The sequence below is a fragment of the Coleofasciculus chthonoplastes PCC 7420 genome (assembly GCF_000155555.1).
Taxonomy (GTDB): Bacteria; Cyanobacteriota; Cyanobacteriia; order Cyanobacteriales; family Coleofasciculaceae; genus Coleofasciculus; species Coleofasciculus chthonoplastes_A.
Genome location: NZ_DS989869.1, coordinates 27,700 through 44,051, shown reverse-complemented (window position 1 = coordinate 44,051; position 16,352 = coordinate 27,700). Strand labels below are relative to the sequence as shown.

Sequence of the window (16,352 nt, the reverse complement as noted above, 5' to 3'; positions counted from 1 at the left end):
AAGAAGGACTAAGGACGAAGGACTAAGGACAAATGACGAATAAGAAAAGACGAATAAGAAATTATGCTAAGTGCTTTAATTTTAGTACCGCTATTAACTGCCCTTGTCGTCGGATTTTTGCCTACGAATCTGATGGCAAAAGGGGCGCGTAAAGTTACTCTGATTGTTACCAGTGGTCTATTTATTTGGTCATTGGTGTTACTCGCGCAGTTTAATCCCAGTGAGATTAACTTTCAGTTTCAAGAGCAACTCTCTTGGATTGAGTCAATTGGGTTAACCTACAGTTTAGGTATTGATGGGTTGTCTATGCCTTTACTGGTTTTAAATGGTTTACTCACCGCCATGGCAGTGTACTGTAGCGATGAGGAGTTAGAACGTCCGCGATTTTATTACACGCTGATTCTGTTATTAAATGCTGGAGTGGCGGGGGCGTTTTTAGCGCAAGATTTATTGCTGTTTTTCCTCTTCTATGAACTGGAATTAATTCCTTTATATTTGCTAATTGCTATCTGGGGCGGAAAACGGCGTGGTTATGCGGCGACCAAGTTTCTCTTATATACCGCTGCGTCGGGGGCGTTGGTTTTAGCTGTATTTTTAGGCTTGGTCTTTTTGAGTGGGGCGAATAGTTTTGCCTACGGTAATGTTCAAAATTTAGCCTCATTATTGCCCGTGGCGCGTCAATTGGTACTTTTAGGCGGAATTCTGATTGCCTTTGGGATTAAAATTCCTTTGGTTCCCTTCCATACCTGGTTACCGGATGCCCACGTTGAAGCTTCGACACCAATTTCTATGCTGTTAGCAGGGGTGTTGCTGAAGTTAGGAACTTATGGATTATTGCGCTTTGGTTTAGGATTATTTCCTGAAGCATGGGCAATTATCGCCCCGTGGTTAGCAATATGGGCGGTTGTCAGTGTTCTCTATGGCGCGTTTAATGCGATCGCGCAACGGGATATGAAGAAGATGGTGGCGTTTAGTTCAGTGGCACACATGGGGTATATTTTACTGGCGGCGGCGGCGGCGACATCAATTTCCCTGGTGGCGGCGGTGATGCAAATGGTGAGTCATGGGTTAATCTCGGCGTTACTGTTTTTCCTGGTGGGGGTGGTGTATAAGAAGACGGGTTCGCGGGATTTAGAGGTTCTCAATGGATTGTTGAATCGGGAACGGGGATTACCGTTGATTGGTAGTTTTATGGTATTGGCGGTAATGGCGAGTGCGGGAATTCCAGGAATGGTGGGATTTATCTCGGAATTTTTGGTGTTTCGGGGGAGTTTTCCGGCGTTTCCGGTGCAAACACTTCTGTGTATGATTGGTACAGTCTTGACGGCAGTTTATTTCTTGATTCTGCTAGATCGTACCTTTTTTGGGCGTCTCTCGGCACAGGTGATTAATTTACCCCGGGTTTACTGGAGTGAACGGATACCGGCGATTGTCTTAGCGGTGTTGATTGTTATTTTTGGGATTCAACCGGGATGGTTGGTGCGGTTGAGTGAAACGACTACGGCGACGATGGTGACGAATTCACCAACCATTGCTTTGGGAAAATAAGGCAGATGGTAGATGGTAGATGGTAGATGGGAAGTTAATACTAAGTCAGGGCGGGTTTTGCCTAAACGTTACTATCAATAGCGAAAAGAAAGTTCCTAAACCCGCCCCTACACACTCAAAACTAATTGCTATGGTCATTAGTCAAAAAACCTCTAAAAAACATCCCCTAGAACCTTACATTAAACGCCTGAACTCAGGTGAAGCGTTGCTGGTGGATTCACCAGAGAATGTGCTAGAGGTTGTGGGGATTTTACATAGTTATGGCATTGTCCTAGATGCCTATTCCCGCAATCTAATTTATATTGCTGACAATCAGTTTTTAGTCTTTTTTCCCTTCTTTAAATACTTCAACGGGGAGGTTTCTTTTCAGAAACTATTGCAGCACTGGTGGCATGATCGGATTAATTTTGAATATGCAGAATACTGCATGAAAGCCATGTTTTGGCATGGAGGTGGGGGATTAGATGCGTATTTAGATACACCAGAATTTAAGCAACACTGTGCTGCTGCAGTTCAGGCAAAGTTTAAGGGGAATCCGTTTGTCCAAGGGTTAAACTGGTTATTTCCCGATTTTCTCACCGAACAAATGCGTCAGATGGCTTACTACAGTGGCTTGGGTCAATTCTGGCGGGTGATGAGTGATATTTTTATGGAGTTATCTAGTCGCTATGACAAGGGGGAAATTAAGACGATTCCGCAAGTGGTGGAACATATTTTAAATGGATTAGTGGCGTCGGCGAATAAGCCAATTACCTATAGCGTGAAAATTCGCGATCGCGAGTATGAGATACTTCCAAAATCCGCTGGGTTAACCTTTCTCATGGATACGGCGGTACCCTATGTGGAGGCGATTTTCTTTCGGGGAACGCCGTTTTTGGGGACGGTTTCCTATAACGCCCAAGCCAATCAGATTCCGCCCGAACAAGGTAAGTTTACTTATGGGGCATTATATGCCGATCCGTTACCGATTGGAGGATCGGGGATTCCGCCAACATTATTGATGCAGGATATGCGTCATTATTTACCTGATTATCTGCATCAAGTTTATCAGCGATCGCGTCGGGGAGAGGATGATTTGCGGGTGCAGATTTGCCAAACGTTTCAGAAGTCGATGTTTTGTGTAACCACGGCGGCAATTTTGGGATTAGCGCCTCATCCGTTGGATACGACGGAACCGGAACAACAGGCGGAAAATCGGGCGTATTTGGAATATTGGATGGATCGATTTGTTACATCGCGGATCAATGATGTTAATCAGTGAGTTAAGCTGTCATGCATTTAAATTGGGTATTAGTAGCGAGCAAGATGCAAAGCCTGCGGCATGGCTTCGCTAAACGCACTACAAGGATTCCGCCCTTATTGATATTAAGGTTTAAATGCCGAACAGCTTAAGCCAACTAGGATAAGCACAAGACTGGTGATTTTGTAATGGTAATCCCTGATACGTCGAACCTATTTTGCTAACACCCTGATCAAATTCCTCCAAATTCATAGTGTCAACTTCAACAAGTGCCTCAAATGCAATTGTCCACCACTTCTCATTGTTAACTGTAAGCTGGGTTAATTCATAGGTAATCTCTTGGTAAAAACGTTGCGATCGCGCTTTGTTCACCGACACCCATGATCCTTGTGTCAAGCCGCCTTTGGGCATGAGACTCTCAGACGTTGAGTCTTGACAACTCCACTTAATCCATTGTTCAATCCCGCCTTCCCAGTGGCGACTAAATTGTCGGATACCCCATTCTGCTTTACGCCACTTAACCTCTAAACTGCCTTGCCGAAATTTTATATTCAGATACGGACAATCGGGGATATAAAGATAAGTATCCTCCCTGGTTTCTGGCGATCCTAATATCTCGCCTGGACAATCTGTAGTGAACCAATCATTCACCTGTTTAGGTAAATTACCGCGATTGAACCAGCGCAGTTCTAACGTGATGAAGTCATTTGTCATTTTTTAGGGAACAGGGAACAGGAAACAGGAAACAGGGAACAGGGAATTACAATTCAGATTTAATCCTGCTGGTGGGCGAATTTATAAGCCCCGATAAAGGATAGTGCGATCGCGAAGGCTAATAACACTGGGATAGAATACCAGGGAAACTGGGATAGAGGTAAATAGGCAGCCGCCCGTAATCCGGTACTGGCATAGCTGAGGGGTAATAAGTAGACGATAACTTTTAATGCCAAGGGTAACGTTCTCGGATCAAAGAACGTTGCGCCCAAAAACGACATCGGTACAATCAAAAAATTGTTGTACAGTCCCACGGATTCTAAGGACTTAACATTCAATCCCACAAGTACCCCTAAACCAGAAAATACGGCGCAATTCAGCAGTAACACCAATAAAAATAAGGGATTGATAAAGCTGAAAACTTTACCTGTAAACAGAACCGCTACCACAATCACCGAACCGGATGTCATCAACCCGCGCACGATTCCGGCTAGAATTTTACCCAAATACAGCGCTAAGGGGTGTACAGGCATCAGCAATGTTTCAGCAAATGTCTTGGTGTAAAGCCGTTCACCGCATATCGAAAAAGTTGTCCCACTGAAGCTAATCGTCATCGAGGATAGGGCAATCATCCCCGGTAGGATAAATTCCAAATAGCTGTCACCCGCCGCCGTTTCCATGGCTGAATTGAGGGCGCTACCTAATCCCAACCCAAATGCGATAATGTAAATCACTGGGGAGATGAGTCCAGCCGCCGCGACTTGCAGGATTCTCACCCGCAGCTTTAACCACTCACCCCAGAATACGGTGAGACTATCGGCGATGATGGTTTGCCATTGACTGCCTTTGAGAGTTTTGCTCAAGGGGAATACGAGATTAGACTTCACAATATCGATAGGATTAACATCTCTTCTTAATATTACTTCATAATTCTGGGCATCTGGCTGATGGTGTGGGGGTTTGATCACCCCTAACCCTCAAAATTCGGTAATATCAAAGACTACCGAGCACAATGACCTCTCAATTTATGACCTACTACATCGCGCCCAGCTTCCGGGATAAACTGGCGGTTCACATTACCAAAAACTATCTAGAATTAGAGGGTGTCCGGGTTCCTCTGATTCTGGGCATTCATGGACGCAAAGGAGAAGGCAAATCCTTCCAATGCGAGTTAGTCTTTGAACAAATGGGGATTGGTATCATCCATATCTCTGGTGGTGAACTGGAAAGTCCGGATGCAGGTGATCCGGCGCGTCTGATTCGCTTGCGTTATCGAGAAGCCGCCGAAATGATTAAGGTGCAGGGGAAAATGTGCGGTTTAATGATTAATGACTTGGATGCAGGGGTTGGACGTTTTGACAGCACGACTCAATACACGGTCAATACTCAACTCGTCAGCGCCACATTAATGAATATTGCCGATCATCCCACCGATGTGCAACTCCCTGGGAGTTATGACGCCAATCCCCTGCATCGCGTCCCGATTATTGTCACCGGGAACGACTTCTCCACCCTCTATGCGCCGTTAATTCGAGAAGGTCGTATGGAAAAATATTACTGGGAACCCAGTCGAGAGGAACGCATTGGTATTGTTGGCGGGATTTTCGCGGCTGATGGACTACCACGACGAGACATCGAACAACTGGTGGATCAGTTTCCCGATCAAGCCATTGACTTTTTTAGCGCCTTGCGATCGCGGATTTATGATCAACAGATTCTCCACTTTATCCATGATGTCGGACTCGATCAAGTTTCCTTTCGCGTCGTTCGTAGTACCGAAGCACCGCCGGAATTTGAAAAGCCGAATTTTGATATATCTCACTTAATCGAATTCGGTCAGGTGATGATTGGCGAACAAAGACAAGTTGAACAGACGGGATTAGTTCGAGAATATAATAAGGCACTGCGCGAAAGTCCTGCGATTGAGTTACCGCCAGCACGACAAATCACAGGTCAATATACCCCCCAGACACGGAGACAGGGAAACGGTTTAGCCAAAGAACCCCATACCTTTAATCAAGGATCAGCCAATCAAGTCACTACTGAGAATAGAGTTAACCTTAAGACACATCAGCCGTTAGAACTGATCGGGTCTATAGATTTAGATATCCAGCAGCAGATCCGCGAACTCTTAGCCCAAGGCTATCGTCTCAGTTTAGAGTATGCCAATGAGCGGCGTTTTCGCACCAATGCCTGGAAAAGCGGCGGCACATTTCAAGGAAATGAAGCATCAGAGGTGATTTTGACGTTAGCCGAACGCCTTGCGGAGCATAATAACGAATACGTGCGATTAATTGGCATTGACCCCAAAGCCAAGCGACGAATTCTAGAAACGATTATCCAGCGACCGCGTTAGGATGGGGGAATCCTTTACGACCTTTGAGAGCATGATTTGTAGGGGCGGGTTTATGTGCTTTCGTTTCGCTATTGATGATAACCTTACTTCAAACCCGCCCTTTCTAAATGTAGGGGCGAGTTTCACTATCATCGTTTCTTTCCTCACCCAGATGCGACTAAACCCGCCCCAACCTAGGTATAAGGGCGGGTTTTGTTGATCACTTATTGGTGACAAACCCATTGAATGGCTAAACCCGCCCCTACATTTGATTTAATTCCCCATCTTCCATCTTCCCCAGCTTCCCCCACTCCATCCTTCCTCAGACACGCTAAATTGTAATGTATAAGTTCTCAGGCAACGGATAGATAGGTTTAACTCTCCCGAACAACGTGATGAACCATGAACAATGAACCATGAACGCTCGCACCAGGAAAAAGATACCCGATTTAATACCATCCACTAGGATATGAATTCTCCCAAACCTCCCCAACCGCCGAAAACCATTCTGGGTCAGTTGACTCAGGCAGTTCAGACGATTCAAGCTAGAGTTAACTTTGAAGCCCTAGCGCTGAAGCCGAATGCCAAAGTTCCAGAACTGTGGGTGCAAGATGCGGGTGCGGATAAGGCGGAAGTCTACCCCCTATTAGGCGATCGCTATTTGCTGGGACGCAGTTCTAAATCCTGCGATATTGTGGTGCGAAACCCAGTGGTGAGTCAGGTTCATTTGTCCTTGGAACGCTATGGGCGATCGGGCAGAACCTTTATTCTGAAAGATGAAAATTCCACCAATGGTATTTATCGAGGTAAACGCCGCCTGCCATCCTTAGCTTTGCGTCATGGGGATATTCTCACCATCGGTCCACCAGAATTAGCCGCCTCAGTTAAGCTGCAATATGTTGATCCGCCACCTTGGTATATTCTCGCTATTCGTTACAGTCTCTATGGGGTGGGTGGATTAACGGCATTAATTGCTTTAATTATTGGCATTGAATGGTTAAAAGTCCCGGTGCGCCCCCTACCCGTTGGAGTTCAAGGACCCGTTGTCGTCTATTCTCGTGACCAGGTTCCTTTGCGCCAACCGCGTACTGAGGTTCACCGAGAACTAAAACGGTTATCGGATTTTTCTCCCTATTTACCCAAAGCCTTAGTTGCTTCGGAAGATAGCCGTTATTATTGGCATTTTGGTGTCGATCCCTATGGAATTTTGCGGGCATTAGTTCGGAATATTCGGGGGGGTGGAATTAAAGAAGGGGCAAGTACGATTAGTCAACAGGTGGCTCGCAGTTTGTTTACCGAATATGTCGGGCGAGATAATAGTGCTGCCCGGAAACTTCGGGAAGCAATTGTGGCACTGAAACTGGAGACATTTTACAGTAAGGATGAGATTTTAAGGACATATTTAAACCGCATCTATCTAGGGGTAGAAGCGTATGGGTTTGAAGATGCTGCCCAATTTTATTTTGATAAATCGGCACAAGAGTTAACCCTTTCCGAAGCCGCTACGCTGGTGGCGATTTTGCCTGCACCGAATAGTTATAATCCAGTTCAGGATTATGATACCGCGTTGGGGTTGCGAAATCGGGTAATTAGCCGGATGCGGGCGATGGGGATGATTAGTGACGAGGAAGCACAACGAGCCAGGCGATCGCGCATTGAGGTGAGTCCGAAAGCTCGGGAATTCCTGAATAGCACCAAAGCTCCCTATTTCTATAATTACGTGTTTGAGGAACTACGGGATCTGCTGGGTGCGGAGTTGGCGCAAGAAGGAAACTTTATTGTCGAAACCAGTCTCGATTTGCAGACTCAGGCGAAGGCGCAATCAGAACTACGTAATTTTGTCAATACCACGGGCAGCCAATTACGCTTTTCTCAAGGGGCGATAGTCACCCTAAATACCACCGATAGCTCGATTCGGGCGATGGTGGGAGGTGTTGATTACCAAGCAAGTCAGTTTAATCGGGCAACCCAAGCCCAGCGACAACCGGGTTCAACGTTTAAACTGTTTGATTACGCCGCCGCCTTAGCCCAAGGAATTCCACCGGGAAAAACCTACTCCTGCGCCCCAGCCTTTGGTTTACGTGGGTGTGAACGTTCCGGGGGTACAGTTAATATGTACACGGGGTTGGCGCTATCGGAAAACGTGATTGCGGTGCGGGTAGCGACGGATGCGGGATTAAATAACGTGGTAGAAACGGCGCGACGATTAGGGATTCGCTCAAAGCTTGATCCGGTTCCCCGGTTGGCAATTGGACAAAGTGAAGTGAATGTGTTAGAGATTACCGGGTCGTATAGTGCGATCGCGAATAATGGGGTGTGGAATCGTCCCCATGGAATTCAACGGATTCTCGATAGTGGAGATTGTGTTGATGAGAATGATCCGAAAACCTGTCGGGTGATCTACGAGTTTGAGGAAAATGGGGAAGGGGGGGTTCAAGCGGTAGCCCCTGCGGTTGCCCAGACGATGACCACAATGTTACGGGGGGTTGTGAGCAATGGCACAGGCGGTTCCGCCGCGATCGGATTTGGAGAAGCGGGGAAAACCGGAACTACGGATCGGTATGTGGATTTATGGTTTATTGGCTTTATACCCAGTCGTCAGTTAGTCACCGGGATTTGGTTAGGCAATGATGACAACTCACCCACGCGAGGAAGTAGCGCCCAAGCCGCACAATTGTGGGGGCGTTATATGCGGGATGTGGTGCAGTAATTGTTCGTAGTAGGCACTTTAGTGCCTTAAAAGCCTTGATTTCTAAGCACTAAAGCACCAGTTTCACCAATCGCCTTGGGTTTAAACAGAAGGAACCAAAAGCTCAAGTCAGAAGAGAGCTGACTAAATATGAATTTTAGTCCACTTTAGTGGACTTGAGCTATTAGCCCGGAGTTTGAACTCCGGGCTTCGGGCTTCGGGCTTCGCCGATATCCGTTAGCGGTTGAATCACAGCTTCATCCAGTCGAAAGCTCGAACTTGGGCTTCGCTTAAATATAATAGTAATTCATCTTCGATGAGTTTCAGGAATTGCTGTAAAGCTTCACCCAGCGCTTTTTTCAGGACATCGGGTTGGGCAGATTGTACCCCGGCTTTAATGCTGTCTTTGAAAAAATCTTTTACATAGTCTTCCAGCGCTTCCTTCCCCAGTTTTAGAAGGATCTCCTTTAGGACTAAATCGTTGAGGATGGAAACGCCCAGCGCTGCCCAAAGTTCTACCATGCTGTTATGCCTACAGGATGCTTTACATCATTTTATCTTATATCCCTCTTCTGTCATTGTCTCTACCCAGTTAAAAAAGGAAACTCTACATTCACATTCCATCGCCGACCATCGTGAAGTAACAAGGTAAGATGAGATGCCATGAACTCAAAGTCTAACGGTTGGTTCTCAAATTCAGCCCACGCCTTGCGGAAATTCTGTCGCTTCAAATCACGAAAAGCAATGGTGACATGAGGAGAAAAGGAGCGATTTTTAGAACGCTCATCAACGATACCTAGGGATTCTTCTAGATATGCCATTAAATCCTGTTGAATCGCGAGCAGTTCTGGCGTTTTCAGAACGTTGACGTAAATAACACGAGGTTTAAACGCCCCAAACCCTTGAAGGGTTATGGAAACGGGTTTTCGGGTTTTAGCAAAACTTTTCAGGGATTCTTCGAGAATAGGTATAGCATCGACTTCCCATTTAAAAGGGGATTGCAGTGTAATATGGGGTGGAGATTTGAGGGCAGCTTTACTCTCATAAACATCAGCACAATGTTGCTTGATCTCCATAATCGAGTCTTGAATAGTTTGAGGAGGAAGTAGGGCGATAAAAAAGAGTTTTTTCATATTAAGCAATAAAAATAGGTTTTCGTCGAGACGGTTTTCGGGATTAAGTCGGTTAGCAAAAATAAACTCAACATTCCACCAGTTATGTAAATAGGGGCTGCTGAATAAGTGCTGTGGTGAGGGGGAGCTGGGGGAGCTGGGGAAGCTGGGGGAGCTGGGGAAGCTGGGGGAGCTGGGGAAGCTGGGGAAGCTGGGGAAGCTGGGGAAGCTGGGGAAGCTGGGGAAGCTGGGGAAGCTGGGGAAGCTGGGGAAGCTGGGGAAGCTGGGAGATCCGACATGACTACAACACCAAATCAAAGGGCAGAGGCACGCAACCGCGTGATTGAATCTGCCCGTCGATTAGAGGTTGAACTCAATGAACAAGAATTGGAACGATGGATGAACTCCATCACCGAAGCCACAGGAGACAGTGATATTACCGTTCATTTCATGGTTTTGGGATGACCTTTTGCCCCTGGCAAGGTTTCCAGGTTGGCTGTAAAGGTTGCGATCAATTGTTTGTCTGCGCTGTAAGCTGCCGAGGCAATGCTGAGCATAGAGTGAGGTTTGGGAATGGGACCATCGGATTCAATATCTGTGCTGACGTAGATTTCGATTGTCATCTATTTTCTGAGCCATTTGATCCAACTGTAGTTACAGACATCAAACTAAACCGAATCGGCTGGGGGGCCAGAAGCGGAAACAAGCGTGACCAATAATATTAGGTTGAGGCAAGAATCCCCAAACGTGAGAGTCGTTGCTGTTGTTGCGATTATCTCCCATGACAAATAACTGACCTTCCGGAACGCGCACGGGTGCCATCTGATAGTTTGGGGGTTCAGCAATGTAAACTTCGTCGAGCGGTTCCCCATTAATATAGACTTTGCCATCTTGAATTTGGACGATTTGACCCGGTGTAGCAATGATCCGTTTAATAAAGGCTTGGTTTTTGGTAAACCCCTGCATTTGCAGTTGAGGCGGTGGATCAAAGACAATGATGTCTCCGCTGACTGGGGGTTTGAAGTGGTAAGAAATTTTTTCTACAACCACGCGATCGCCGATGCTCAATGTCGGTATCATCGAGTTTGAGGGAATGTAGCGCGGTTCGGCAATAAAGACTCGAATCAACAGCGCTAGGGCAAGTGCGATCGCAATAATTTGTAGATTTTCTCGGACTTGTTGCCAGAACTTCGATCTCGGTGATATAGATGGGTTCGATTGTTCTGCTACCGTTGACTGATTCGGTTTGTCCACAGGTATTGAAGTCCCTCCCTTGGCAGACTGATTTTTTACCGTTTTGTTTAAAGTCATACACGTTGGCACTGAGAATCGCTGGCTGTCACTTTTCTTGCTTCCGCCACAAAACGTTTGCCTTTCAGTCAAGATAACACGCTCTCTAGGTCTTTGAGCGATAGGGGACTGATTCGGGTTGTGTTCACCAGGCGATCGCGTTCCTCAACCCCGTCAACGGCGATCCGGGAGACTCTCGTGCCGTCTTTCTCCAAAGGCATTTGCTAGTTTAACTGGGATTTAGAGTTTATTTTAACCTTAAACAATCCTGTATTATTATCTAATTCTTTACATGATAAATCCTGATATTTTTTTTGTCTTTTTCCATTCTTCAAAATATTTATTTTAACAAAGCATCATAAAAAAAGATGCTAAATTAACAAGAAATTTATTTGAATTCGCTTTAATTGTAAATGTAAACATTCTAATTTATGATGATTGACGCCATGAACACCAACAAAGTTTCTAAGTTGATCGGAAGTGCGGCGGTCGCAGTTAGCTTAATTTCTATGATGGGTCAGCCAGCCAATGCTGGACAATTGCACAACGACTGGAACTATGGAATTGATGCCTTCGGTGATGGATCAGGTGGTGCTAAGTATGACATTAAAGGATTAGCCATGAAAGAAACAGCCGATAGTATTTTTGTCGCTATAACAGGTGGCACACCCTTAGAAGGAAATAAAGACACAGGAGCGGTTGACAACAATATTGGATTGGGTGATTTGTTCTTTAATTTTTCTGGAAAAGATTTTACCACAGCGATGAATGATGGTGATCTATTTGGAATTCGCTTTGCTGAAACTAATGATTCTCAAGTCAGCCGTACTGGGGTTTATCAAAATGTCACGGCAATGAGCGTAACTCAAGATAACGATGGGTATGGCAGTTTAAAGCAATACTATAACCACAGTAAGTTTGACAAAATCAATACCCAAGGCACTGACTTGCCAGACAAAGCCGATGTATACGATTATCTCTATGGCAGCACCATTGCCCAGAAGCCAACGAAAAATAATACTCCAATCCTCAATGTGATTCAATCCGGTAGATTTTTGGGCGATATTGATCTACTGGATGGGACTCAACTCAGTAATGCTGGACTCGATTTTAGTCACTTTGAAGCGAATGACTCTCACACTTATGGCTTTAGATTTGACCGAGCTTTGCTTCCTAGAAATGGAGGGAGTTTCGTCAGTCATTTATTCTTAGAGTGTGGCAATGATGGTGTGGCGCTCAAAGGAGACCTTGAGTCAGTCCCTGAACCTTCTGGTCTGGCTGGGATTGCTGGCATTGGTTTGACCTTTGCGGGTATGGCTTTACGCCGTCGCCAATCACGAGGCTAGCTGCCATTTTTGTAATTGCATCATTGGTAATAAGTAGCCAAGAACTCAAGTTCTTGGCTAATAGCTTAAGTCGGTTAAAACCGACTAATGGCTTATCCCATGAAAAAAAAGGCAAAGCATCCTTTGGCTTCCCCACATAACAAAAAGCGAAGCAACATCTGGTCTCCCCCATGGAAAAAAAGCGAAGTATCCTCTGGTTTCCCCCATGGAACCAAAAGCGAAGCATCCTCTGGCTTCCCCGTGCAAAAAAAGCGAAGCATCCTTTGGTCTCCCCCTTTTTAAGGGGGACGGAAGGGGGATCTAAAAAGGGGGACAGGAGGGGGATCTCAAAAGGGAAAAGGGTGATCTAAAAAGGGGAGACGGGAGGGGAATCTACTGTGAGATGGGAGGGAAATCCAGAAAGGACAAATTAACATAAGAATAAAGTTTTGCGCTAGCGTGAGAAGAGAAACATCTATTGGTTCTGTTTCCTGTGCTGCTAAATAAACGTCCTATTCTATTTACGGGTTTCGTTGCTTGCCTCGTGGGTGTATTGACCGCCTGCGCCAATAGTCCCACAGGTCAATCTTTAGAACGTTCCTTAGCCGTAGACCCCAAACTGGAGGATAATGCCTCAATTTTGGGGAGTCAGACGAATGAACAAATATCTTCGGCGCAATTACCAGAGGATTTCCCTACCGTAATTCCCCGCTATCCTGATGCCCAATTACAGAACGTTGAACCATTAACTGGTTCAGATGCCCAAGGTCAACGTACCATCTGGTCATCCACTGACCCTAGTAATGATATTCAAGCATTTTACCGCAGAGCATTTGAATCCGGCAGTTGGCAGGTTATTTCTGCACCGAATCAGGATGGTATGAATTCCTTTATTGTGCGCCGGAATGATTTAAAAGTTAGGGTTTCTATTCCTACAGATACTACCCTTAACGATGCGGAAGAAACTCCAACCGAGACAGAGACTAATCCAAATAGTACAACGTTTGAAATTCAGTACATCCGCAGCAATACCGAGACAGCAGCAGCACCGTCAGATGCTTTAGAATCTTCAGAGACAGCAACAGAGAATACTGAATCCGTTGATTCAGCATCTGGTAAAGACCAGAACTTCACTGATTTTGATAATGTTCCGCCTGGATTGCGTCAGTATGTCGAAGACTTAGCCGCCTTAGGTGTTCTCACACCTGACTCTTCTAGTGCTAACAATAAATCAGAGGATAGTGGTACACAATTTACCGCCAACAAAATTATTACTCGCCGTCAGTATGCCCGTTGGCTTATTGAAACGAATAATCGAATTTATGAGAACAGTCCCGGAAAACAAATCCGTTTAGCCTCAGAAACCACTCAACCCGCGTTCCAAGATGTACCAGCGAGTGACCCAGATTTTGGGGCAATTCAGGGATTAGCTGAAGCAGGGTTAATTCCTAGTCCTTTGAGTGGGAATTCTACAGAAGTTCTGTTCCGCCCTGATGCACCTCTAACCCGGGAAAATCTAGTTTTATGGAAAGTTCCGTTAGATATTCGTCAGGGGTTACCGCAAGCCTCTCTAGATGCCGTACAGCAAACCTGGGGATTCCAAGATGCGGGCAAGATTGATCCGAAGGCGTTGCGGGCAGTTTTGGCAGATTTTCAGAATGGGGAACAATCGATTATCCGTCGCGTTTTTGGGTATACCACTCTCTTTCAACCGCAAAAACCAGTCACACAAGCGGAAGCTGCTGCCGCCCTGTGGTATTTTGGTTCTCAGGGTGAGGGAATATCAGCTAGTGAGGTTCTCCAGCAATCAAACTAGAAAGAATGGGTCAGGGTTCGTCTGTAGGGGTGGGTTTCACAATTATAGTTTCGGTTGACCCAGATTCAACTAAACCTGCCTAAACCGAGTAGTATGTAGGGGCGGGTTTTACTACTATCCTTTTTGACCTCACCCAAATGCAACTAAACCCGCCCCTGTTTCAATGGCAATGACACCAATAACGTCTCTATAGCGTCGGTCAAATATTCCTAGAAACCGGGTTTCTCGTGAGGATGATACAGCAGTTTGCTCTGCCATGCGGTACATTGTCGATCCCCCTAAATCCCATAAGCAAAAAAAGCGAAGCATCCGCTGGCTTCCCCCTTTTGAAGGGGGACGGGAGGGGGATCTGAAGGGGGACTTTGATCTACTGTACTTTATTACGGCGCAAAGTGACGATTAAATCGGGCGCAAGTCTTTGCGCCCCTACAGTTTCGGGGCTAATGCTTAATTCATCAAATAAGGTGTGCCACGCCACTACCACTATCCGACTATTAAATATCATGTTACTTTAACTTGTTAACTAAAACCTGAATCATGCACTATCTAACGACGGGTAATTTTCTCTAATTTTTCCTTCACCGCCAACTGAACTAACGAATACAACAAAATGACAAACCAAAATCCCGACAACGTGAATGCGGCAATTGCCCACCCCGTATGCGGCACTAATAATAATACCGTTCCCGCCAATAATGCAAACCCAGTCAAACAGGCATAAATCAAACTCTTAATCGCCAAATGAATCCGTTTTAAAGCGCGATCGCTCTCTAGGGAACGCACCCTGACTTGTAGTTCCCCTTGCTCGATTCGGGCTTCTAAGCGGCGAATTAACAATTCTGTAGAACTCGGCTTATTTAACCGATATTTAATAAAATCTCTGGCTTGCCTTGCCAGTTCTTTCACCACATCTCCCCGCCCTTTGGAAACGGTTAAATTTTTAACAAAGGGTTGACTGGCGGCTAATAAGTTATACTCTGGATTTAAAGCCCGGGCAATTCCATCTAATGTAGTTAACGACTTTAAAATAAACGTCATTTGTGCGGGTAAACGAAACGGTTGCTGCTCAAACATCACATACAACTCATTCCCCAATGCTTCAAATTCCCGCACATCGATGGGCTTTTCCCGAAACCGTTCTAAAATAAACCCAACTAAGCGTTTCACTGGGGTCATATCCGGTTGCCGTTCCAGTAACCCCATATAGGTTAAGGTATTCACCACCTCATCGGTGTCTTTCCGCAGAACGGCAAAAAAGGTCTTAATCATTTGGTCTCTGGCAATGGATTTCACCTCCGCCATCGTGCCAAAGTCATAGAAAATAATACTGCCGTCCTGATCAACTGCCATATTTCCCGGATGCGGGTCTGTCTGAAAAAAGCCGTCTTCTAATAACTGTTTCAGATAACAAGAAATTCCCCGTTGAATCACCTCATTGGTGTTAATTTCACAGGCTTCTAGGGTTTGGCGATCGTCAATTTTGATTCCGGGCAGATATTCTAGCGTGAGTACCTTCTTCGTCGTGTAACGCCAATAAACCGTCGGCACCATAATTCCCGGATAATCCGTAAAGTTTTCCCGAAACCGATCAGCATTTTTTCCTTCTTGGATATAGTCTACTTCTTGATAGAGTAAATCAAAAAATTCGCGATAAATTGCCTCAAGTTTATACTTCCTTACCCAAGGCAAATACCGATTAGCAAATCGCACTAATTCGTGTATGATTTTAAAATCTAAATTAAAAAGTCGTTCAATCCCTGGACGCTGCACCTTCACCACCACATCTTCCCCGGTGTGCAGCCGTGCTTTGTGAACTTGACCCAAACTCGCTGCTGCTAGAGGAAAGGGGTCAAACTCCCGATATAATGCATGAATAGATTGACCCAGTTCGACTTCAATCACCGCGATCGCTTCCGCCCCACTAAATGCTGGAACCCGATCCTGTAAATGCGCTAATGCCTCGATGTACTCTAAGGGCAGTAAATCAGCACGAGTCGAGAGGGCTTGCCCAATCTTAATAAATGTAGGACCTAAATCCAGCAACGTCCCCACCAGCCACTGGGCGCGGCGGTTGCGGTGATTGGGCGTATCGTTGGCAATGGTTTTGTCCCACCATAAATAGAACATAAACTTCGCCGCCGACCGAAAAATGTCAATCTGGCGGGCGAGGGGGGAATACTTTCGTCGTTGCCAACGGGGTGGCTTGGGCTTAGCCTTAGTCAGCATTCTGCCTTGTGCATCTGATGAATGAGGGAACAGGAGCGAGAACCTATCGCTCTCCTC

General features: G+C 45.8%; 16 protein-coding genes and 1 pseudogene. 7 read left to right on the top strand and 10 right to left on the bottom strand.

Annotation, left to right across the window (positions count from 1 at the left end):
- The first annotated feature begins 63 nt into the window (after positions 1-63).
- Both MC7420_RS29435 and MC7420_RS29430 read left to right on the top strand, forming a co-directional pair.
- Entirely contained in the window at positions 64-1,548 is a 1,485-nt protein-coding gene (locus MC7420_RS29435) for an NADH-quinone oxidoreductase subunit M (protein ID WP_006105279.1), read from the top strand.
- 130 nt (positions 1,549-1,678) lie between these two features.
- Positions 1,679-2,809 carry a CO2 hydration protein gene (locus MC7420_RS29430; protein WP_044210529.1) on the top strand — a complete coding sequence of 377 codons (1,131 nt, stop codon included), beginning with the start codon at positions 1,679-1,681 and terminating at the stop codon, positions 2,807-2,809.
- Positions 2,810-2,920: 111 nt separating this feature from the next.
- Here MC7420_RS29430 and MC7420_RS29425 read toward each other — a convergent pair whose 3' ends face one another.
- Together MC7420_RS29425 and MC7420_RS29420 are read right to left on the bottom strand one after the other, a co-directional pair.
- A complete protein-coding gene (locus tag MC7420_RS29425) occupies positions 2,921-3,502 on the bottom strand; it encodes a hypothetical protein (RefSeq protein WP_006105226.1) in 582 nt (193 codons plus the stop codon).
- Between the two features lie 59 nt (positions 3,503-3,561).
- Positions 3,562-4,389 (bottom strand): ABC transporter permease, encoded by an 828-nt coding sequence (locus MC7420_RS29420; protein WP_044210526.1) that lies wholly within the window; start codon positions 4,387-4,389, stop codon positions 3,562-3,564.
- A gap of 140 nt (positions 4,390-4,529) precedes the next feature.
- Here MC7420_RS29420 and MC7420_RS29415 point away from each other — a divergent pair, with 140 nt between their 5' ends.
- Positions 4,530-5,858 (top strand): ribulose bisphosphate carboxylase small subunit, encoded by a 1,329-nt coding sequence (locus tag MC7420_RS29415; protein WP_044210524.1) that lies wholly within the window; start codon positions 4,530-4,532, stop codon positions 5,856-5,858.
- 448 nt (positions 5,859-6,306) lie between these two features.
- Entirely contained in the window at positions 6,307-8,547 is a 2,241-nt protein-coding gene (locus tag MC7420_RS29410) for a transglycosylase domain-containing protein (protein ID WP_006105227.1), read from the top strand.
- Positions 8,548-8,775: 228 nt separating this feature from the next.
- Here MC7420_RS29410 and MC7420_RS29405 read toward each other — a convergent pair whose 3' ends face one another.
- Both MC7420_RS29405 and MC7420_RS29400 read right to left on the bottom strand, forming a co-directional pair.
- The gene (locus MC7420_RS29405; protein WP_006105358.1) at positions 8,776-9,048 is read right to left on the bottom strand and encodes a hypothetical protein; all 273 of its coding nucleotides are present in this window, start codon (positions 9,046-9,048) and stop codon (positions 8,776-8,778) included.
- 62 nt (positions 9,049-9,110) lie between these two features.
- Positions 9,111-9,668 carry a 2'-5' RNA ligase family protein gene (locus tag MC7420_RS29400; protein ID WP_157453380.1) on the bottom strand — a complete coding sequence of 186 codons (558 nt, stop codon included), beginning with the start codon at positions 9,666-9,668 and terminating at the stop codon, positions 9,111-9,113.
- Positions 9,669-9,935: 267 nt separating this feature from the next.
- On the opposite strand from MC7420_RS29400, the gene MC7420_RS40665 reads away from it, so the two are divergent.
- Positions 9,936-10,103 carry a hypothetical protein gene (locus MC7420_RS40665; RefSeq protein ID WP_157453379.1) on the top strand — a complete coding sequence of 56 codons (168 nt, stop codon included), beginning with the start codon at positions 9,936-9,938 and terminating at the stop codon, positions 10,101-10,103.
- On the opposite strand, the pseudogene MC7420_RS29390 reads toward MC7420_RS40665, so the two are convergent.
- The 3 genes and pseudogenes from MC7420_RS29390 to MC7420_RS43570 all read right to left on the bottom strand — a co-directional run.
- A pseudogene (locus MC7420_RS29390) lies at positions 10,097-10,261 on the bottom strand (exonuclease); the annotation flags it as partial. The gene MC7420_RS40665 and the pseudogene MC7420_RS29390 sit on opposite strands and share 7 nt — an antisense overlap.
- Positions 10,262-10,301: 40 nt before the next feature.
- Positions 10,302-10,949, bottom strand: coding sequence for a signal peptidase I (gene lepB, locus MC7420_RS29385; RefSeq protein WP_006105289.1), 648 nt, complete (start codon positions 10,947-10,949; stop codon positions 10,302-10,304).
- A gap of 68 nt (positions 10,950-11,017) precedes the next feature.
- A complete protein-coding gene (locus tag MC7420_RS43570) occupies positions 11,018-11,149 on the bottom strand; it encodes a hypothetical protein (protein WP_006105217.1) in 132 nt (43 codons plus the stop codon).
- 288 nt (positions 11,150-11,437) lie between these two features.
- Between MC7420_RS43570 and MC7420_RS29380 the strand changes: the two genes are divergently transcribed.
- Positions 11,438-12,274, top strand: coding sequence for a PEP-CTERM sorting domain-containing protein (locus tag MC7420_RS29380; RefSeq protein WP_006105354.1), 837 nt, complete (start codon positions 11,438-11,440; stop codon positions 12,272-12,274).
- A 457-nt stretch (positions 12,275-12,731) separates the two neighbouring features.
- On the top strand, positions 12,732-14,069 hold the full coding sequence (locus MC7420_RS29375; protein ID WP_006105362.1) for an S-layer homology domain-containing protein: 1,338 nt from the start codon (positions 12,732-12,734) through the stop codon (positions 14,067-14,069).
- Between the two features lie 129 nt (positions 14,070-14,198).
- Here MC7420_RS29375 and MC7420_RS43565 read toward each other — a convergent pair whose 3' ends face one another.
- The 3 genes from MC7420_RS43565 to MC7420_RS29370 all read right to left on the bottom strand — a co-directional run bounded on the left by MC7420_RS43565 (position 14,199) and on the right by MC7420_RS29370 (position 16,295).
- Positions 14,199-14,327: a hypothetical protein gene (locus tag MC7420_RS43565; protein WP_269546351.1), complete on the bottom strand. Its 129-nt coding sequence runs from the start codon at positions 14,325-14,327 to the stop codon at positions 14,199-14,201.
- A gap of 109 nt (positions 14,328-14,436) precedes the next feature.
- The gene (locus tag MC7420_RS40660; RefSeq protein ID WP_157453378.1) at positions 14,437-14,574 is read right to left on the bottom strand and encodes a hypothetical protein; all 138 of its coding nucleotides are present in this window, start codon (positions 14,572-14,574) and stop codon (positions 14,437-14,439) included.
- A gap of 41 nt (positions 14,575-14,615) precedes the next feature.
- Positions 14,616-16,295, bottom strand: a complete 1,680-nt coding sequence (locus MC7420_RS29370; RefSeq protein WP_006105208.1) for an ABC1 kinase family protein — start codon at positions 16,293-16,295, stop codon at positions 14,616-14,618.
- Positions 16,296-16,352: the final 57 nt, after the last annotated feature.

Bases quoted from the DNA above. Each gene is read 5' to 3' on its own strand.
- MC7420_RS29435 (WP_006105279.1), top strand. From the start codon at position 64: ATGCTAAGTGCTTTAATTTTAGTACCGCTATTAACTGCCCTTGTCGTC.
- MC7420_RS29430 (WP_044210529.1), top strand. From the start codon at position 1,679: ATGGTCATTAGTCAAAAAACCTCTAAAAAACATCCCCTAGAACCTTAC.
- MC7420_RS29425 (WP_006105226.1), bottom strand. From the start codon at position 3,502: ATGACAAATGACTTCATCACGTTAGAACTGCGCTGGTTCAATCGCGGT.
- MC7420_RS29415 (WP_044210524.1), top strand. From the start codon at position 4,530: ATGACCTACTACATCGCGCCCAGCTTCCGGGATAAACTGGCGGTTCAC.
- MC7420_RS29410 (WP_006105227.1), top strand. From the start codon at position 6,307: ATGAATTCTCCCAAACCTCCCCAACCGCCGAAAACCATTCTGGGTCAG.
- MC7420_RS29405 (WP_006105358.1), bottom strand. From the start codon at position 9,048: ATGGTAGAACTTTGGGCAGCGCTGGGCGTTTCCATCCTCAACGATTTA.
- MC7420_RS40665 (WP_157453379.1), top strand. From the start codon at position 9,936: ATGACTACAACACCAAATCAAAGGGCAGAGGCACGCAACCGCGTGATT.
- lepB (WP_006105289.1), bottom strand. From the start codon at position 10,949: ATGACTTTAAACAAAACGGTAAAAAATCAGTCTGCCAAGGGAGGGACT.
- MC7420_RS43570 (WP_006105217.1), bottom strand. From the start codon at position 11,149: ATGCCTTTGGAGAAAGACGGCACGAGAGTCTCCCGGATCGCCGTTGAC.
- MC7420_RS29380 (WP_006105354.1), top strand. From the start codon at position 11,438: ATGATGGGTCAGCCAGCCAATGCTGGACAATTGCACAACGACTGGAAC.
- MC7420_RS43565 (WP_269546351.1), bottom strand. From the start codon at position 14,327: ATGGCAGAGCAAACTGCTGTATCATCCTCACGAGAAACCCGGTTTCTA.
- MC7420_RS40660 (WP_157453378.1), bottom strand. From the start codon at position 14,574: ATGATATTTAATAGTCGGATAGTGGTAGTGGCGTGGCACACCTTATTT.
- MC7420_RS29370 (WP_006105208.1), bottom strand. From the start codon at position 16,295: ATGCTGACTAAGGCTAAGCCCAAGCCACCCCGTTGGCAACGACGAAAG.